Origin of the sequence: Halomonas sp. hl-4 (assembly GCF_900215475.1) — a bacterium.
Taxonomy (GTDB): Bacteria; Pseudomonadota; Gammaproteobacteria; order Pseudomonadales; family Halomonadaceae; genus Vreelandella.
This window is the reverse complement of record NZ_LT907845.1, coordinates 1,054,919-1,072,030: the sequence shown is the minus strand read 5'-3', so window position 1 is coordinate 1,072,030 and position 17,112 is coordinate 1,054,919. Positions and strand designations below refer to the sequence as shown.

General features: G+C 57.2%; 16 protein-coding genes. 11 read left to right on the top strand and 5 right to left on the bottom strand.

The window, feature by feature from the left end:
• Positions 1-20: 20 nt before the first annotated feature.
• Positions 21-1,148, top strand: coding sequence for a hypothetical protein (locus CPH17_RS05280; RefSeq protein ID WP_231896446.1), 1,128 nt, complete (start codon positions 21-23; stop codon positions 1,146-1,148).
• Positions 1,149-1,458: 310 nt separating this feature from the next.
• Here CPH17_RS05280 and epmB read toward each other — a convergent pair whose 3' ends face one another.
• A complete protein-coding gene (epmB, locus tag CPH17_RS05270; protein ID WP_074398515.1) occupies positions 1,459-2,478 on the bottom strand; it encodes an EF-P beta-lysylation protein EpmB in 1,020 nt (339 codons plus the stop codon).
• Between the two features lie 107 nt (positions 2,479-2,585).
• On the opposite strand from epmB, the gene efp reads away from it, so the two are divergent.
• Complete coding sequence (efp, locus tag CPH17_RS05265) at positions 2,586-3,152, top strand: elongation factor P (RefSeq protein ID WP_027335332.1); 567 nt, start codon at positions 2,586-2,588, stop codon at positions 3,150-3,152.
• Positions 3,153-3,223: 71 nt separating this feature from the next.
• A complete protein-coding gene (epmA, locus tag CPH17_RS05260) occupies positions 3,224-4,204 on the top strand; it encodes an EF-P lysine aminoacylase EpmA (protein WP_074396799.1) in 981 nt (326 codons plus the stop codon).
• Between the two features lie 3 nt (positions 4,205-4,207).
• Here epmA and asd read toward each other — a convergent pair whose 3' ends face one another.
• The 3 genes from asd to rsgA are packed head-to-tail and all read right to left on the bottom strand — an operon-like array spanning position 4,208 to position 6,931.
• On the bottom strand, positions 4,208-5,041 hold the full coding sequence (gene asd / locus CPH17_RS05255) for an archaetidylserine decarboxylase (protein ID WP_074396798.1): 834 nt from the start codon (positions 5,039-5,041) through the stop codon (positions 4,208-4,210).
• Between the two features lie 10 nt (positions 5,042-5,051).
• Positions 5,052-5,894, bottom strand: coding sequence for a sulfurtransferase (locus CPH17_RS05250; protein WP_074396797.1), 843 nt, complete (start codon positions 5,892-5,894; stop codon positions 5,052-5,054).
• The gene (gene rsgA, locus CPH17_RS05245) at positions 5,891-6,931 is read right to left on the bottom strand and encodes a small ribosomal subunit biogenesis GTPase RsgA (RefSeq protein WP_074396796.1); all 1,041 of its coding nucleotides are present in this window, start codon (positions 6,929-6,931) and stop codon (positions 5,891-5,893) included. Before rsgA ends, CPH17_RS05250 begins: the two co-directional genes overlap by 4 nt.
• A gap of 88 nt (positions 6,932-7,019) precedes the next feature.
• On the opposite strand from rsgA, the gene orn reads away from it, so the two are divergent.
• Positions 7,020-7,601 carry an oligoribonuclease gene (gene orn / locus CPH17_RS05240; RefSeq protein WP_074396795.1) on the top strand — a complete coding sequence of 194 codons (582 nt, stop codon included), beginning with the start codon at positions 7,020-7,022 and terminating at the stop codon, positions 7,599-7,601.
• Positions 7,602-7,614: 13 nt separating this feature from the next.
• Here orn and queG read toward each other — a convergent pair whose 3' ends face one another.
• A complete protein-coding gene (gene queG / locus CPH17_RS05235; RefSeq protein WP_074396794.1) occupies positions 7,615-8,706 on the bottom strand; it encodes a tRNA epoxyqueuosine(34) reductase QueG in 1,092 nt (363 codons plus the stop codon).
• Positions 8,707-8,833: 127 nt separating this feature from the next.
• On the opposite strand from queG, the gene CPH17_RS05230 reads away from it, so the two are divergent.
• The 7 genes from CPH17_RS05230 to hflX all read left to right on the top strand — a co-directional run bounded on the left by CPH17_RS05230 (position 8,834) and on the right by hflX (position 16,986).
• Positions 8,834-10,327 (top strand): NAD(P)H-hydrate dehydratase, encoded by a 1,494-nt coding sequence (locus CPH17_RS05230; protein ID WP_231898079.1) that lies wholly within the window; start codon positions 8,834-8,836, stop codon positions 10,325-10,327.
• Positions 10,328-10,338: 11 nt separating this feature from the next.
• Positions 10,339-10,836, top strand: coding sequence for a tRNA (adenosine(37)-N6)-threonylcarbamoyltransferase complex ATPase subunit type 1 TsaE (tsaE, locus tag CPH17_RS05225; protein ID WP_074396792.1), 498 nt, complete (start codon positions 10,339-10,341; stop codon positions 10,834-10,836).
• A 23-nt stretch (positions 10,837-10,859) separates the two neighbouring features.
• The gene (locus CPH17_RS05220) at positions 10,860-12,335 is read left to right on the top strand and encodes an N-acetylmuramoyl-L-alanine amidase (RefSeq protein ID WP_096300895.1); all 1,476 of its coding nucleotides are present in this window, start codon (positions 10,860-10,862) and stop codon (positions 12,333-12,335) included.
• 30 nt (positions 12,336-12,365) lie between these two features.
• On the top strand, positions 12,366-14,252 hold the full coding sequence (gene mutL / locus CPH17_RS05215; protein ID WP_096298454.1) for a DNA mismatch repair endonuclease MutL: 1,887 nt from the start codon (positions 12,366-12,368) through the stop codon (positions 14,250-14,252).
• A 62-nt stretch (positions 14,253-14,314) separates the two neighbouring features.
• Positions 14,315-15,253 (top strand): tRNA (adenosine(37)-N6)-dimethylallyltransferase MiaA, encoded by a 939-nt coding sequence (gene miaA / locus CPH17_RS05210; RefSeq protein ID WP_074396790.1) that lies wholly within the window; start codon positions 14,315-14,317, stop codon positions 15,251-15,253.
• Positions 15,254-15,389: 136 nt separating this feature from the next.
• Entirely contained in the window at positions 15,390-15,638 is a 249-nt protein-coding gene (gene hfq, locus CPH17_RS05205; protein WP_074396789.1) for an RNA chaperone Hfq, read from the top strand.
• A 37-nt stretch (positions 15,639-15,675) separates the two neighbouring features.
• Positions 15,676-16,986 carry a ribosome rescue GTPase HflX gene (hflX, locus tag CPH17_RS05200; RefSeq protein WP_074396788.1) on the top strand — a complete coding sequence of 437 codons (1,311 nt, stop codon included), beginning with the start codon at positions 15,676-15,678 and terminating at the stop codon, positions 16,984-16,986.
• Positions 16,987-17,112: the final 126 nt, after the last annotated feature.

Sequence of the window (17,112 nt, the reverse complement as noted above, 5' to 3'; positions counted from 1 at the left end):
CCCATTGAGTGAGGTAGGTAATGATGCGGCCCTGGCAGATGATAGTGTTGACCGCGATTGTGATCGCAGGGCTTGCATCAGCCGTCGCCTCTCACGAGGCCTATGAGCCCAAACTGGTTCGCTTGGAAGCCCAGGAAGCGTTGCCTGAACTTGCGCCGACGCTTGAACAGGAATCATCGGAAATCAATGTGCTCTTTCTTGGCTACGCGTCAGATCGGGCACTATGGATGAGCGCCTACCTTGCGTTAACCCGTCATGGGGATGTAGCCCGAGAGGTGCTCACCGACTTTGGCCACGTGCCTGAATTTCAGCGCGTATTGGTCCGCTACGGGGCAGACGCCGTGCTGCCCATCAGCTACTTTCGCGATAATGACATTGCCACGTTAAGTGCCCAACACTGGTTTGGTGAGCGTTATCGTCAAGTGAGCCGCTGGTGGGGCGATGAAGCGGAAGCAGCGTCGGGCGAGCTGACCCCCCATCGCCGCGGCCAGGTGGGTATTGCACTGCTGGATGAAAATGGTCACGCGCTGCTCAATCAGTTTGTGGTGAGTGATAAGGGTAACGTGGAGTGGTTGCAGGGCGAGCGGGTGGTAACGGGGGTAGGGGATTTCTTTACCAGTGGCCTGCGCGACCTTGAAAGCCAGTGGCGTCGTGGCGAGGAGGTAGGTGCAAGCGATGTTGGTTGGGCCGGTGTTGATCTGCTGGTCATGGCCAGCACCGTCAAAGTGCTAAGGGCAGGCAAGGCTGCTCGTGCTGCACGAGTGGGCAGCGTTGAAGGGCAGGCCACCCGCGCCGGTTTGCGTCAGGGCGCATTGGCCACCGGCGGACGTTTTGCTGCCTTGCCGCGTATGGCAAAAGTGGCCGCGGTAGCGGGTACTGCCTATGTGGTGGTTCGCCATCCCAGTTTAGTGAGCGCCCTGGGTGTCAACGTGTCCAAATGGCTCGGTTGGCCAACATGGCTTGGTCAGTTTGTTATTTGGCTGGTCGTGCTGCTGCCAATTCTTTTCATTGCGCGATTTGTTTACCGCTGGCTACTCACGCCGCTGTTGTGGCTGGTGGCGCCACTGCTGAAGCTATGTTTCAAGGTCGCTGACCGCTCACTCGCCAAACGCCCGGTTAAACGAAATAACGGGGCTGCAACGCTCTGACTTTCACGTTGACCCGCATTTGCTACGAAGAGGGCTGGTTGATAATGGTTATTTAGAACTTCCCATCAGTTCATTGCATACTCTCAACGTTGCTCATTTACCCACCATCCACACAGATCCTTTTGATCGGATTCTAGTGGCTCAGGCGGAAGCCGAAGGGTTTTTACTGCTGACGGCGGATGAGATGGTGGCTAAGTATGCTGGCCCGATAAAGAAGGTTTGACATCTATCCCCTTCCGATGGAAAGGAATGAGACGTTGCCTTCTAAGTGCCTGTTTCGCTATTGATGGGTTGAGGTTAAGTTAACTTTTCACAGCGGCGTTTTACTCCCTTTACCTGGAATTTCCCTGACCAACCGTGGCATTAGAAATCCAGGCAAGTAGTCGCGAAGCTGGGTGACTAATTCGCGCGCTTCTTCATCCGGCACATTAAAATGCGCAGCACCTTGCACCGGATCAAGCACATGTAAGTAGTAGGGCAGAATGCTCGCTTCAAATAGCCGTTCAGACAGGGTGGCCAGGGTGGCGGCACTGTCGTTCACCTCGCGCAGCAGTACGCTTTGGTTGAGTAGTGTGACGCCTGTTTGTTTAAGCCGCGCGCAGGCATCGACTACCGCCTGGTCAATCTCATTGGCGTGATTGATATGCAGGACCACGACTTTTTGCAGGCGTGTAGCGGAAAGCCACTCGACCAGCGTGTCATCAATGCGGTCGGGGATGACCACCGGTAGTCGCGTGTGAATACGCAGCCGTTTAAGGTGCGGGATGCTTTCAAGCTGCGCCACCAGCCACGCCAACTGACGATCATTAGCGGCGAGGGGGTCACCGCCAGAAAGAATTGCCTCTTGAATAGTGGTGTCGGCGCGCAGGTAATCCAGCGCTTGTTGCCACTGTGCCCGGGAAGGTGAATTGTCGCTGTACGGAAAGTGGCGGCGAAAACAGTAGCGGCAGTTGATCGCGCAGGTGGGGCTGGCGATTAACAGCACACGGCCCGCGTACTTGTGAATCAAGCCTTTGACCGGTTGATGATCAGCTTCTTCGAGGGGGTCGGCCACATAACCCTGCGGTGTCAGGGCTTCATCGCCCAGCGGCAGCACCTGACGGAGCAGTGGATCATGCGGGTCGCCTGACTTGATGCGCGATAAATAGGCGTCGGGCACGCAGACCTCAAACAGCTGGTGGCCGGTGCGAGCGCCCGGCAGCCAGGTATCGCTCAGCCCCAGGCGCTGGCAAAGGGCCGCCGGGTCGCGAATCGCTTGCGAGAGCTGTTGTTGCCAGGACCCTGTTTGGCTTGTGGGGCCCTTGTCAGCAATAATGATGTTCTCCTGCAAAAAGCCCTCCATCGGGTTATCATGCGCGCACTTATTCCACAACGTTCATTAGAGGCAAAACGACACGTGGCGCCTCATGTTATTGAAACGCATCATTGAGAGGCAATATGGCGAACTATTCTACCAACGAATTCAAGGGCGGTCTGAAAGTAATGCTCGACGGCGATCCTTGCTCAATCATAGAGAATGAGCTGGTTAAGCCGGGCAAAGGCCAAGCCTTTAACCGCGTCAAGCTGCGTAATCTGATGACCGGCCGCGTAGGGGAACGCACCTTCAAATCGGGTGATTCGTTAGAGGGTGCCGACGTCATGGAGCTGGAGATGGAGTATCTCTATAACGACAGCGAAATGTGGTACTTCATGAAAACAGACGGTTCATTCGAGCAGTATGCGGTCGAGAAGAAAGCGCTGGGCGATACGGAAAAGTGGTTGAAAGAACAGGTACCCTATACCGTTACCTTGTGGAACGATAACGCTATTCATGTGGCCCCGCCTAACTTTATCGAGCTGGAAGTGGTCGAAACCGATCCCGGTTTGAAAGGTGATACTGCCCAAGGTGGCTCCAAGCCGGCGACGCTGTCTTCTGGTGCGGTGGTGCGCGTACCGCTGTTTATCAATCAGGGGGAAGTTCTGAAGGTTGATACGCGCAGCGGTGAATACGTCTCGCGTGCTTGATCACGCTGCCGTAAGAATCTGCATCAATAGCCACGCATCATGCGTGGCTTTATTACGTTAGGGAGGCGGCAATGAGTGCTAGCTGGCGGCCTACGGCAGATATCGAAACATTGCGTGAGCGGTCAAGGCTGCTGGCCAAAGTGCGCAAGTTTTTTGCCGAGCGGGGTGTGCTTGAGGTAGAAACGCCGGTGTTGGGTCAGGGGGGCAGTACCGATGTGCACCTAGTATCGCTTTCGACGCTGGCGCGTACTGATCGTGGCCAACGCAGGCTGTGGCTGCAAACCTCGCCGGAATTTCATATGAAGCGGCTGCTGGCGGCGGGTAGCGGGCCCATTTTTCAACTGGCAAAAAGCTTCCGAGATGGCGAAGTCGGCGCCCGGCACAATATCGAATTCACCATGCTGGAATGGTACCGCCCAGGATTTTCCCTGGCCGATTTGATCGACGAAACCACGACGCTGGTCGCCAATATTCTGCCACGTTTTCAAGGGCCGGTGGCACATTATCGCTACCGTAAGCTGTTTCATACCCATTTAGCGGTCGACCCGTTCACTAGCCCGCTTGATACCCTGCGCAGGCTGGCGGCTGAGCGCGGTCAGATGCCGCCCAGTGCGATGGCCAATGAGGGACGCGATACCTGCCTCGATTTGCTGATGAGCCTGGTGATTGAGCCGCAGTTAGGCCGCAACGAACTGAGTGTGGTGGTTGATTACCCGGCCAGTCAGGCATCGCTGGCCCGCCGTCATCAGGATGCTGACGGTGAGTGGGTCGCGTCGCGTTTTGAGCTCTATCTAAATGGCATTGAATTAGCCAATGGTTACGATGAACTGACCGATGCGGATGAGCAGCGTGCCCGCTTTAGCGAAGATAACGCTGAGCGCCGCCGACTGGGATTGCCGGAAGTGGATGTGGATGAGCGCCTGCTGGCGGCTCTTGAGCACGGCATGCCCACTGGGGCCGGTGTGGCGTTGGGCATTGACCGCTTGATCCAACTGGCGCTAGGCAAAGCACGCCTGGAAGACGTGCTCGCGTTCTCAACGCCTAATTGTTAGCGGCTACCCATCGCCTAGGCGTTGGCCCATCTGCACCATCGTATTGGTTGGAAGATCATTGAAGTTAACGGACTTGGCGAAGCACATCACCACGGTGGAGCCGAGTTTGAAGCGGCCCATTTCAGCGCCTTTGGCAAGCGTGATCGGTTGACCAAACTGCATTCGCTGAGGATGTCCAGCAAGTGGAGTGACTTGACCCGACCAAACCGTTTCAATCGCCGCGACGATCATCGCGCCGACCAGTACCATGGCCATCGGACCTTGTTCGGTATCAAAGATGCACACCAAGCGCTCGTTACGGGCGAATAGCCCGGGCACATAGTTGGCTGTGGCCTGGTTAACCGAGAACAGCCGACCCGGTACGTAAATCATTTCCCGTAGCGTGCCGGTGATCGGCATATGCACACGGTGGTAATCCCTTGGCGAGAGATACACCGTTGCAAAGCTGCCGCCGAGAAATTCCTCCGCCAGGGCAGTATCGCCTCCGAGTAGCGTTTGCGCGGAGTAGGTGTGCCCCTTGGCTTGCACCAGTTGCCCGGCCTGAAGGCGTCCATACTGAGAAAGCGTGCCATCGGCGGGGCTAATGATACCCTCTTCCAGCGGGCGGGCATCGTCTTTCAGCGCGCGAGTGAAGAAGTCGTTGAAGGTGGCGTAGGCCGCCGGATCCGGCTCCAATGCCTGGCTCATATCCACGTTAAAGCGCTTTATGAAGGCGTTAATCAGGGTGTTTTTCACCCAGGGGTTATCGCACTGCGCAAACTTGCCGGTTAGTCGCGAGATGGCGTGGTGGGGCAGCGGGTATTGGAGTAGCGAAAAGGCTTTTTGGGAAAAGGTCACAGTAATATTTTCACTTCTCAATCGGTGTGTCGTCGCGGTTGCCCCATTCACCCCAGGATCCCGCATAGCCGCGCATATTAAAGCCCAGTGCCTTGCCGACCAGCCAGGTAAAGCTACTGCGGTGGTGGCTTTGGCAGTGGGTGGCGATTTCCATCTCCGGGGTCAAGCCGAGCGCACCCAGTTCGGTAACCAGTTCGGCGTAATCGCGGATACGCAGCGCCCGGTTGCGGTCCATGGCGTTCAGCCAATCCATATTCACCGCGCCTGGGATATGACCCAAATGCTTGTTGTTACCTTTCTCGCCGTCGTACTCGGCTTTTGAGCGCGCGTCCCAAACGGCAAACTGCTTGTCGTCGAGCTTTTGCTTGATCTCGTCGCAGGTAATCAGTGCCTGGGGGTTAAGTATCTCTGCTTGGTAATCGCTTGGTATAGGCGCCGTGGGCTCGGTGGTTTCTTCAAGCCCTTCATCGCGCCAAGCGTGTATGCCGCCGTTCAAATAGGAGTAGCGGGTATGCCCGATAAGCTCCAGTGTCCACAGCAGGCGCGCCGCCCAGCCGCCGCCTTCGTCGTCGTAGGCAACCACATGGGTATCGCGGGTGAGGCCGAGCGCGCTGAATAACCGCGACAGTGCCTCGGTACTGGGTACATCGCTTGGCACTGCCCCCTCGCCTCGCATGAGATGGCGAAAATCAAGGAAAATAGCACCGGGGACATGGCCCTGGCGGTAGCTGTCGGCGTTTACTGGCACATCGATGATGAGCAGTTGTGGGTCATCCAGGCACTCCTGAAGCTGCTCAGGTTCAATAATCAGCGGTAGCACGTTGGTTTCAGACGAGTGGCTCTCGGTGCTCATGGGCGACTCCTTATAGGTTCAGCGTCCAGGCTATCAAGAATACGCCGATAGCTGGCAAATCGTTCTGGATGAATCTTGCCTGCCTCTACGGCTTCGAGTAAAGCACAGCCCGGCTCAGCCCGGTGGCGGCAATCACGAAAACGGCAGTGACCGATAAACGGCCGGAATTCAATAAAGCCGTTGGTAACCGTCTGTTCATCAAGGTGAATCAGCCCAAACTCACGAATGCCGGGCGAGTCGATCAGCTCACCATCGGTAACTTCGTCAGTGCGCATGGTGTACAGCCGTGCTGTCGTCGTGGTGTGCGTGCCTTTGCGTGAATCTTCCGACAGCGCGCCGATACGCAGGGTTTCATCGGGCAAAAGTAAATCAATAAGCGATGATTTGCCCACGCCGCTTTGGCCGACAAATACCGATGTACGCCCCTCTAGCTGTTGGCGAAGCGCATTAAGGCCGTCGTCGCTTGCTGTGGTAGTCCGCACAACCGGGTAGCCCAGCGAGCGGTAGCGCTCAAGCAACTGGCCGAGTTCACCGCCGTCGTCCGGCAACAAGTCCGTTTTGTTAAGCACTAGTACCGGCGCGATGCCAGTGGCTTCGGCGGCGACTAGATAACGGTCGATCAAGTTGGGGTGCGGCGCGGGCTCGACAGCAAAAACGATGAGTAGCTGATCAATATTTGCCGCCACTGGTTTGAGCAAACCACGCGCGTCTGGGCGCTTGAGCACGCTATGGCGCTCGTCGCGGGCCACCACCACCCCTGAGCAGTCTTGACCTGCCCGCCAGATCACCCGGTCACCGGTCACCAAGCCATCCATATTGGCGCGCAGGTGGCAGCGCACGGGCGTGCCATCGGCATTGCGCACCTCGAGGGTGCGCCCAAAATGCGCCATCACACGACCCGGTTGTTCGGCGCCGTATTCGCCAGCGGCGAGCTTCTCGGCATCTTGCGTATCGCGCTTTTCAGCGCGCTGGGCACGTTCTGCCTGAACCTTCTCGACCCGCCAACGTTGCTGACGGCTTAATTTACGTTTGCTCATGACCACCCGATGCTCGGTACAATGGGTTCATTGTACCTGTTAACTGCCGCTGGGTAACTTGATATCCCCACCACCGTTGGAGAGCACTATGAGCGAACATGCCGCACCGCGTGACGACCTACTGGTCTGGATCGATCTGGAAATGACCGGGCTTGACCCCAACAAGGAACGTATTATCGAAGTCGCTACCCTGGTCACTGATGCCCACTTGAATGTTGTGGCTGAAGGGCCGGTGATCGCCGTGAAACAGTCCGATAGCCTGCTGGCTGGCATGGATGACTGGAATCAAAAGACACACGGTGAGTCAGGTCTGGTAGCACGCGTTAAAGCCAGTGCGGTGGAAACGGCTGAAGCAGAGCAGCAAACGCTCGATTTTTTGCGTCAGTACGTTACCCCGGGCTCCTCGCCCATGTGCGGCAACAGCATTCATCAGGACCGGCGTTTCCTGGAGCGTGAAATGCCAGCACTGTGGGCATTTTTCCACTACCGCAACTTGGATGTATCCACCGTCAAAGAGCTGGCCAAACGCTGGAACCCTGGCGCACTGGCTGGATTTAAAAAGCAGAACGTGCACTTGGCGATGGACGATATTAAAGAGTCAATTGCCGAGCTTTCTCATTATCGCAGTACGTTTTTACTCCTCGAGCCGCAGAGTGACGAAGAGGAATAGATACCTGCAGCGCCTAAGACGCTTCAGTGGCAATGCGCGTGGCGCGCTTAAGGCGCTGCTCTTCCAGTGCCCAGGCAACGTGTTCACGAACCAGGGCGCTGGGGTAGGCGCGTCGTGCCCATAGGGCGGCTTCCACCGCGTCGCTCCAGGGCGCGTTGCCTAGGCCTACAGCAATATTACGCAACCATCGCTCGTAGCCGATGCGTCGGATGGGGCTGCCAGCGGTTTTGGCGAGGAATTCTTCTTCACACCAACTAAACAGGCGGACAAGCGAGGCGCGGTCAAGGTCATGGCGCGGCGCGAAGTCTTCCTCTTGAGTCACACGGGTAAAGCGGGTGAAGGGGCATACAAGCTGGCAGTCGTCGCAACCATAAATGCGGTTACCCATGGCGCGGCGATATTCCACTGGAATGGCGCCGTGCAGTTCAATGGTCAGGTACGAAATACACTTGCGTGAGTCGATCACCTTGTCATCGACAATGGCGCCAGTGGGGCAGGCGGTGCGGCAGGCACTGCAACTACCACAGTGTTCCTCTTCAAACGGCGTATCGACGGGTAGTGGTAGGTCAGTGTAAAGCTCGCCCAGGAAAAACAGCGAGCCTGCTTTGGGGTTGAGCAGCATGGCGTTTTTGCCGAACCAGCCAAGGCCCGCTTTCTGGGCAAGCGCCCGTTCCATCACCGGGGCGGAATCGACAAATGCCCGGTAGCCGAATGCCCCGACCTCTTGTTCGATCTGTTTGGCCAGCTGCGCCAAGCGTTTGCGCATCAGTTTGTGGTAGTCCCGCCCGAGGGCGTAGCGCGATACATAGCCACGATTAGGTTGACCAAGTACCTTGGTGCTTTCCACCTCGGCGGGGAGGTAATCCATGCGTACGCTGATGACCCGCTGCGTGCCGGGCTCTAGCTCGTCCGGGCGGGTACGTTTGGTGCCGTGCTTGGCCATGAAACCCATTTCGCCGTGGTAACCTTTGTCCAGCCAGGCGTTGAGGTGTGTTTCATGGGTGTCCAGTCGAGTGTCGGTAATGCCGACCTGCTGGAAGCCGAGCTCACGCCCCCAGGTTTTGATGAGCTCAGCAAGTTCGGCAAGGGTATTGTCTGAAAGCATGGGGCGCGCCGCTTCGTCGCAAAAAAAGAAAAGCCAGAGAAAATTGGGCGTTGATACTCAACGGTTAGGCGTCAGCCGCGCTATGCTAACGCATTGCTGGCCATCACAACATGCGAAAGGAGAGATCGTGTCTCGCTTAATAACCTCTACGTTACGCCCTCTTTATAAAGCGGCTCAAGTGCGCGAGTTGGATAGGCGTACGATTGCCGGGGGAATTGATGGTTTTGCCTTAATGCAACGCGCGGCCTCCAGTGCCTGGCATAGCTTTCGCTCCCGCTGGCCTCAGGCGCGTAGTGTTACAGTGCTGTGCGGAAGCGGCAATAACGGTGGTGATGGTCATGTGTTGTCGGCGCTGGCGATGCAGTCGGGACTTAAAGTTCAGCGCATTGCTTTAAAGCCGCTGGACGAACTACAGGATGATGCCTTTCGTGCTGCCCAACTGGCCAGTCAGGCTGGTGTGAGCTGTGAAGAGTGGCACCCCGGGGTCGTATTGTCCGGAGAAGTCATTGTTGATGCGCTATTGGGAACGGGTCTAAGTGGCGCGGTAACAGGGCGCTACCAACGGGCGATTGAGCTGATCAACGCCGCGCCTCAGCCGGTACTGTCAATTGATATTCCGTCGGGGTTGGCCGCCGATACCGGCGCGGTGCTTGGCATAGCGGTAGAAGCGGCATGCACCGTCACCTTTATTGGCGATAAAATTGGCCTGCATACAGGCGAGGCGCCGGCCTATACAGGCGAAATCGACTTTCGTCCGCTGAGCGTGAAAGCCCAGGCGTTTTTCGATATTCCACCCTACGCGTGGCGCCTGGATGACGCCTTGCTCAGTGAGGCTTTCACTCCGCGTTTGCGTACCAGCCATAAAGGCCGCATGGGGCATGTGTTAGTTATGGGCGGCGCCCCCGGCTTTGGCGGCGCCGCGCTGCTGGCGTCTCAAGCGGCAGCGCGTTTAGGTGCGGGGAAAGTCAGCCTGGCAACCGTTGCCGAGCATATTACTGCAAGCTTAGTGCGTTGTCCGGAAGTGATGGCTCATGCGGTTCGCGGCGGCGCTGAGGCCAGTGAGCTTCCAAAGCAGGCGGATGCCGTGGTTGTTGGTCCCGGGCTTGGTCAGGCTGCTTGGGGGCAGGCCATCCTGCAGAGTGCTTTGCACGCCACCGTGCCGCTGGTAGTGGATGCCGATGGGCTGACCTTGCTGGCTCGTCACTGGCCGGATTTGCGCCGCGACGATTGGGTACTCACGCCCCATCCTGGTGAGGCGGCCCGCTTATTGGGCTGCTCGGTGGAGGATGTGCAGGCGGACCGGCCAGCGGCGGCTCAGGCCCTTCAGCGCGCCAGAGGCGGCGTGGTTATCTTGAAAGGTGCAGGCAGCTTGGTGGCTGGCCCGGGCGGTTTGATGGTGTGTCCCTACGGTAATCCGGGCATGGCCAGCGGCGGTATGGGCGATGCGCTAAGCGGTATGCTGGGTGCGCTGATCGCCCAACGCGGTGATATCGAAACCAGTGCCTGGTTGGGTACTTTGGTGCACGCCTTGGCGGCGGATCGGGCGGCGGCTGCGTGCGGTGAGCGTGGCTTGCTGGCGAGTGATCTGGCATCCTATGCGCGAGAATTAATTAACCCGTGAAGGCAGCCTACATGCAGGTGCAACTGGATAATGAAGAGGCTCAGGTAGCGTTTGGCGAAATCCTGGGTAACGTATTGCAAGGACGCGGGCGTATTTATCTGGAAGGCGACTTGGGTGCAGGTAAAACGACGCTTACGCGTGGCGTATTGCGTGCCTATGGCTATCAAGGGGCGGTAAAAAGCCCTACTTACACGCTGGTTGAGCCCTACGAGCTCGACGGCCGCAGGCTTTATCATTTGGATCTGTACCGGTTATCTGACCCTGAAGAGCTTGAATTTATTGGTGGCCGAGACGTGTTGGCTGATGATGCGCTGTGCTTGATCGAATGGCCTAGCCGTGGCGCCGGTTGGCTGCCGGCGCCGGATATTCGCCTTCAATTAGCGGTGGTTGAGCCCGGCCGTAGGGCCCAGCTAAGCGCCGGGAGTGACTTCGGCGTCACTGTGCTGACTGCGTTAAGCGATCGCATGTCGGGCTATTCCCAACAGGGCGGTGTATTTCAATGGTCGTGAGCGTGATGGTGTTAAGTGCAAGGATGAGCAAAGCGATTTCACTGCGCCGGGTGGTGCTCAGCGCCATAGCGGTCATCGCCGCAGGGGTGGGGACTTCTCTCCAGGCGGCAACCGTGGAAGGAATGCGGCTCTGGGCGGCCCCGGATCATGCGCGCTTGGTGTTTGATTTATCGGAAGCAGCACCGGCCAACGTATTTTCTTTAGATGATCCTGACCGGCTGGTCATCGACCTGGACGACACTCAGATGGACACCGATGCCGATAGCCTGTCACTTGACGACAGCGCGATTAGCGACGTGCGCACCGGTAGCCGTGAAGGTAATGGGTTGCGGGTGGTGCTTGAGCTCAATCGGGAGGTTGAGCCGCGTCATTTCACCTTGGCGCCGAACGATCAGTACGGACACCGGCTGGTGGTTGATCTGGAATACCCCGGCGAAAGCGCGGTGGAAAACCCCATCGATCCTATCGAGGCGATGATTCGCGAGCAGGAAATTCAAGCGCAACGTGCTAGCGCCCAGAGTCAGGTCGACGATCCTCAACAAACGGCTTCATCGGACGAAGAGGCGGACTCGTCGTCGGCATCCGAAGAAGCCAAACCACATCCTAAGCGCGATATTATCATCGCGGTGGATGCGGGCCACGGGGGTGAAGACCCAGGGGCGATTGGCCCGTCAGGTAACCGCGAAAAAGACGTGGTGCTGGACATTAGCCAGCGGCTGGCGGACACCATCAATGCGGTCGATGGTTTTAAAGCCGTGCTGGTTCGTGATGGCGATTATTATCTCGGCTTGCGCCAGAGAACACAGCTTGCCCGCGACCAAAAAGCTGATTTTTTTGTATCCATTCACGCCGATGCATTTAACAGCCCACGCCCCCAGGGCAGTTCGGTGTATGCGCTTTCTCAGCGTGGTGCCACCTCAGAAACGGCGCAGTGGCTGGCCGATAGCGAAAACCGCTCCGACTTGGTTGGCGGGGTGGATGGCAACCTGTCACTGCGCGATAAAGATGAGGTATTGCGTGGTGTGCTGCTGGATTTGACCATGACGGCGACGCTCAACGACTCGCTGTCGATTGGCGGGCAGGTGCTTGATCAGCTAGGCCGGGTGAATCGACTGCATAAATCGCGGGTCGAACAGGCGGGGTTTATGGTGCTCAAGTCGCCTGATATCCCCTCGCTATTGGTTGAGGTTGGCTTTATATCCAACCCTGACGAAGAGCGGCGGTTACGCGACCCTATACATCAGCAAGGCGTCTCCGAAGCGATTATGGGCGGTCTGCAAAACCATTTTGAGCGTTACCCCCCGCCGGCTAGTCTGTTGGCATGGCAGCGGGATAATCAACGCAGCCCGAGTGGCGATGAGTATCGGATTCAGTCCGGTGATACGCTCTCGGCGATAGCGGTACGCCATGGCGTGCCGGTGAACCAGCTAAAGCAGGCCAACGACCTCAACGGTGACGCCCTCCGGGTGGGGCAAGTGCTGCGTATTCCCAGTTCATGAGGTGCCGAATTGTCTGAAACGACGCCCGCTATGCCGCGTATACACGTATTGGATCCCCGGTTGGCCAACCAAATTGCTGCTGGAGAAGTGGTTGAGCGTCCGGCCTCCGTGACCAAGGAACTGATTGAAAACGCCATTGATGCAGGTAGCCAGCGCATCGAGGTGGATATTGAGGCAGGCGGTGCCAGGCTTATCAAAGTTCGCGATGATGGCGTAGGTATCAGCGAGCAGGATTTGCCGCTGGCGCTTGCCCGGCACGCCACTAGCAAAATCGATAGCCTGGAAGATCTGGAAGGGGTCAGCTCGCTGGGGTTTCGCGGTGAGGCGCTGGCGTCGATTAGCTCGGTCTCGCGCCTGGAACTGGTGTCTAACGCGCTGGACGATCCGCGCCAAGGATGGCGTGTAGTAGCGGAAGGGCGCGGGATGGAAGCCCGGGTGACGCCAGCGCCACATCCGCGGGGCACCAGTGTGTCGGTCCGTGATCTGTTTTTTAATACCCCGGCGCGGCGTAAATTTCTGCGCACCGAAAAAACGGAATTTGCTCACGTTGAGGAAGCGTTTCGTCGCCAGGCTTTATCGCGTTACGACATCGCCTGGACCCTACGGCATAACCAAAAAGTGGTGCATCAGTTGCCGCCAGGGCAAACGCCTTCGGCTAGTGAACGGCGGATTGCCTCGTTACTTGGCAAAAACTTTATTGAGCACGCGCGCTATATCGAGCGCGAGGCGGGCGGGCTGCGTTTAAGTGGTTGGGTAGGCTTGCCGACTCATTCACGCTCTCAGGCGGACCAGCAGTACTTTTTTGTTAATGGCCGTGTTGTACGCGACCGGCTGGTTGCTCATGCCGTTCGCCAAGCGTACCGCGACGTGCTTTTTAATGGCCGCCGTCCTGTTTTCGTACTTTACTTAACGCTTGATCCTGATGTGGTGGATGTTAATGTTCACCCCACAAAACACGAGGTGCGTTTCCGCGATGGCCGCATGGTGCATGACTTTCTTTACTCCAGTTTGCACCACTGTTTGGCCGATGCGCGACCTAGTACGGAAGACTCCCATGCCGCCTCGGCCTCGGACCCCGCAGTGGCTGAGACGGCGCCCGACGATTCGGCGCGCTGGCAGCAGCAGGGGATGGCGCTTTCCCCTCCGGCCGATCGACATCCCGGCGGTGAGCGGGTGCGCCGCTTTATGCAGGGCTACCAAGCGCTGCACCCCAATCACGAAGAGACGTTGTTAACACCTCAGGCAGCCGCCCAAGAAAGCACGCCTCTTGAGGACGGGGAAGTGCGCGAAGCGCCACCACTGAGTATGCCGCACAATGACCCCACCAGCGCTCCACCGTTAGGTTTTGCTTTGGGGCAGCTTCATGGGATTTATATCCTGGCGCAGAACATTCATGGCTTAGTGCTGGTAGACATGCACGCTGCCCACGAGCGGATTGTCTATGAGCGGATGAAAAATCAGCTTGCGGCGGCCCAGGGAGTCGACACACAACCGCTACTTGTGCCCGTGTCGCTGGCGGCCAGTCGTGCTGAAGTGGCCACCGTGGAAAGCGAACGCGAGGCGATTGCCAAGCTTGGGGTGGAGCTGGATGTGGCCGGCCCTGAAACCCTGTTGGTACGGCAACTCCCGGCCTTGCTTGCCCAGGCGGATCCTGAGGCTTTGGTGCGTGAAATGCTTGAAGAGTTGGCACGCTTTGGGCGTTCGCACCAAGTCGAAGCGCGGATTCACGAGCTGCTTTCCACCATGGCTTGTCATGGTAGTGTGAGAGCCAACCGACGACTGACGGTAGATGAAATGAACGCGCTACTGCGCGATATGGAGCGTACTGAACGAAGCGACCAGTGTAATCATGGGCGTCCTACCTGGACGCAAATGGATCTAAAGGCACTGGACCGGCTGTTTATGCGTGGTCAGTAGCGATTATATCGGTGTGTTTGTTGATGGTTAGATTTTGATAGTTAGCGGAGTTCTACCAGCGCATGGCTGATACACGCCCTTGGGCGATTTTTTTAATGGGGCCGACCGCAGCCGGTAAAACCGATATGGCAATGGCGCTGCATGAGCGGCTGGGCCACCAACTGATCAGTGTCGATTCGGCGATGGTGTACCGGGGGATGGACATCGGCAGCGCCAAGCCAAGTGCCGACGAGCTTGCCCGTGCGCCTCACCGATTAATCGATATACGCGACCCGGCTGAGCCATATTCGGCGGCGGATTTTCGCCGCGACGCGCTCAATGAGATGCGACAAATCAGCGCGGAGGGTCAAGTGCCGCTGCTGGTAGGCGGTACCATGCTTTACTACAAACACTTGGTTGAAGGCGTCGCCAATCTACCCTCGGCGGATGCGTCTATCCGCCAAGGGTTGGAGGCGCAGTGGCAGGCAGAAGGGCTTTCAGCGCTGCACCGAACACTCTCAGACGTTGATCCTCTTGCTGCTCAGCGTATTCATCCCAACGATCCGCAACGGCTCATGCGTGCTTTGGAAGTGTATTACGCGAGCGGCCGACCCATGAGCGAGCTTTGGGCTGAGCAGCGGCCTGAAACCTTTCCATGGCGTGTGCTGTCGATAGCGCTGTTGCCCGCTGAACGTGCGGTATTACACCAGCGAATTGCGCAGCGGTTTGAATTAATGTTGCAAGAGGGCTTGATAGATGAGGTCGCCGCCCTCAAACAACGCAATGACCTGCATGGCGATTTGCCAGCGATGAAAAGCGTTGGCTACCGACAGGTTTGGGAATATCTGGACGGTCGCTATGATGGCGATACACTGGTTGAGCGCGGCATTATTGCCACACGACAGCTGGCTAAGCGTCAAATTACCTGGCTAAGGCGTTGGCCGTCACTGCAATGGATAGACCCCCTGCAGGCCAACCCCTTGGATAAGGTGCTGAAACTCGTGCGCGAAAGCGGTGCTTAGCGTAAGATAGATGTTTCGTAAGTGATGTTTTCGAGTGGCCGAGTGAGCTGGCCTTTCGGGCAACAAGATGTCGGCGTAGCACCAGTTGGGCACGCCATCCATAATCAACCCCAACGACAGTTTTAGGGAGAGCAACATGTCCAAAGGGCAGTCCCTTCAAGACCCGTACCTGAACATTTTGCGCAAGGAGCGCATTCCGGTCTCTATTTTTCTGGTGAACGGCATTAAATTGCAGGGCCAGATCGAATCGTTTGACCAGTTTGTCATCTTGTTGCGCAATACCGTCAGTCAGATGGTTTATAAACATGCGATTTCGACCGTAGTGCCATCGCGAAATGTGCGTTTACCTGTACAAGATCCGGCCGCTCCGGACGTCGATGAGTAACTCGGTGGGATCCGCAAAACAGTCCACGAGGTATTGATTGTTTTTTGAACGCCCCGAAGCCGGTGAAACGGCAATCCTTGTTCACGTTGATTTTCAAGATGAACAAGCGCGTGAAGACCCGGGTGAGTTTTTAGAACTCGTACGCTCTGCTGGTGCAGAGCCTGCGACATTGCTCACGGCTAGCCGACAGCGTCCTGATTCTCGCACCTTTATTGGGTCAGGCAAGTTGGAAGAGCTGCGGGCAATGCTCGCAGCTCACCAGGCTGAGCTGGTTATCTTTAACCACGGTTTAAGTCCCTCGCAACAACGTAATCTGGAACGTGAACTCAAGTGCCGCGTATTAGATCGCACGGGCTTGATTCTTGATATCTTTGCACAGCGAGCACGCACCCACGAAGGTAAGCTACAAGTTGAGCTTGCCCAGCTTGAATATGTATCCACTCGCCTGATACGCGGGTGGACCCACCTAGAGCGCCAAAAAGGCGGTATTGGCCTGCGTGGCCCGGGTGAAACGCAGCTGGAAACTGATCGTCGACTGCTACGTGGTCGTATTAAATCGATTCACAAACGTCTTGATAAAGTGCGCAGTCAGCGTGAGCAGAACCGTCGCGCCCGCGCTCGGGCCGAAATCCATAGTGTCTCGTTGGTAGGTTATACCAACGCGGGGAAGTCAACGCTCTTCAATGCGTTAACGCAGTCAGACGTGTATGCTGCCGACCAGCTGTTTGCAACGCTTGACCCAACGCTCCGGCGCTTGGAAATTGAGGACGTAGGGCCTGTCGTAATGGCCGACACCGTTGGTTTTATCCGGCACCTGCCGCACAAACTGGTTGAAGCATTTCAGGCGACGCTTCAGGAAGCCGCTGAAGCGACGCTTCTGGTGCATGTCATCGACGCCGCCGACCCTGATCGTGACCTCAACGTCGAGCAAGTCGAGCGAGTGCTAGAAGAAATTGGTGCCGATGACGTACCGGTTCTGAAAGTCATGAATAAAATCGACAAGCTGGATAGCGCCCCGCGCATCGAGCGCGACGGGCAGGGGCTTCCTGAGGTCGTATGGCTTTCGGCGCAGCAAGGCAAAGGCCTTGACCTGCTTCACGAAGCACTCACTGAGCGCTTGGCAAGCGATGTCATTGGTTTCTCGTTAACGCTTGCCCCTGAGCAAGGCAAATTGCGCGCTGGCCTTCACGAACTGAATGCCGTGCGGGAGGAAGCGTTTGACGACCAAGGGCGTTCGGTGCTGGATGTGCGCTTGCCACGCCGTGATTTTAACCAGTTGATGGCGCAATTAGGCGAGCGCGCCAATACCTACTTACCCTTAGAGTTGCGCGAAACGAAAGAGTGGTGAGCCTCGTTAAAATGGCTGGCCTGAGAGTTTGGACAGTGACCGAATAAGCTCCGTATCGTAATAATACTAAAACGCGCTGTGGCCCCGTGTTAACGTCGGGGCATGAGCGTGAGTGAATACCTCAGT